Origin of the sequence: Nostoc sp. KVJ20 (assembly GCF_001712795.1) — a bacterium.
Taxonomy (GTDB): Bacteria; Cyanobacteriota; Cyanobacteriia; order Cyanobacteriales; family Nostocaceae; genus Nostoc.
On record NZ_KV757670.1, the window covers coordinates 1 to 1,317 of the forward strand.

The window sequence follows — 1,317 nt, forward strand, 5'->3', positions numbered from 1 at the left end:
TTTCTGCCTTTGCAAGGGAACGGGAGATCCGAATTCCCCCCTTTATAAGGGGGGCTAGGGCAGGGTGGTTTCATACAACGAGAGAAAAATAATAATGATTTGTATAGGGTGGAAATAAATGGATAACTAACAAGTATGAATCTCGTCGAACAATTGCAGCAAGTCCCAGACTATAGGCACATTCGGGGACGAAGACATGAATTATGGTTGGTATTGTTGCTAATATTGCTGGGAGCAATGACTGGGTATTGGGGCTACCGACCACTTGAAGATTTTACCCGTGTACACAGACTGAGCTTGATTGAACTGTTAAATCTAGATGAGACAATTAAGTTTCCATCATATTCAACGTTCCGACGAGTACTGAAAACAGTAGATTTTCAGCCACTAACGGACTTATTTAATAATTGGGCATCGGTTTTTGTTCCACCAATACCAGGAGAACGTTTGGCAATAGATGGCAAAGGCATTCGTTGCACAGTCACAGATTACAGCCAGTCCTACCAAAACTTTATCAGTACAGTATCAGTTTATAGTCATGAGCGGGGCATTGTACTCAGGATGCAACCAATGTCCAACAAAAAAATTAGTGAAGTGGCGATAGTAAAACAATTAATCTCCGAGTTTTCTGGTCAACAAGTCGTTTTTACCCTTGATGCTTTACACTGCCAAAAAAAACTGTATCGCTGATCATCGATAGTGGCAATGATTACCTGATTGGATTAAAAGAAAATCAACCGACACTCTATAAAATGGCTCAAACTCAATCACAACAGGATACTCCACTTAGCAGTGCCACAACTGTAGAGAATGTTCATTCTAGACTAGTCCAACGTGAGTGCAAGGTTTTTGCTGCCCCCGAACAACTTCAAAAAAAATGGTCTGGACTCAAAACTTTTGTGGTTGTCGAGCGTCAGGGTCAGCGCAATGATCAGCCATTCTACGAGCGTCAATTCTATATCTGTAGTCAATGTCTCGAAGCTCAACAGTTACTTGCCGATATTCAAGGGCATTGGGGCATTGAAAATCGCCTCCATTGGGTGAGAGATGTGACATTCAAGGAAGATTTTCCACCACGCCGTGGTGGAAATGCCCCTGTGAATTGGTCTATCTTACACAACTTTTTCATTACGATCGCACGCAAGCTTCGTTTCCGAACTATTCCTCAAGCACAACGCGCCCTCTCCAATCAACTGCACAAAGTTTTTTCTTTCTTTGTATGAAACCACCCTGCCTAACCCCCCTTAAAAAGGGGGGAACTGGAGTCAAAGCCCCTCTTTTTAAGGGGGATTTAGGGGGATCTAAAACTTTTGATAC

The 1,317-nt window shown here is 42.6% G+C and carries 1 pseudogene; it reads left to right on the forward strand.

From position 1 onward, the window contains the following. Positions 1-135: 135 nt before the first annotated feature. Positions 136-1,223, forward strand: a pseudogene (locus A4S05_RS43645) (ISAs1 family transposase). Positions 1,224-1,317 lie beyond the last annotated feature (94 nt).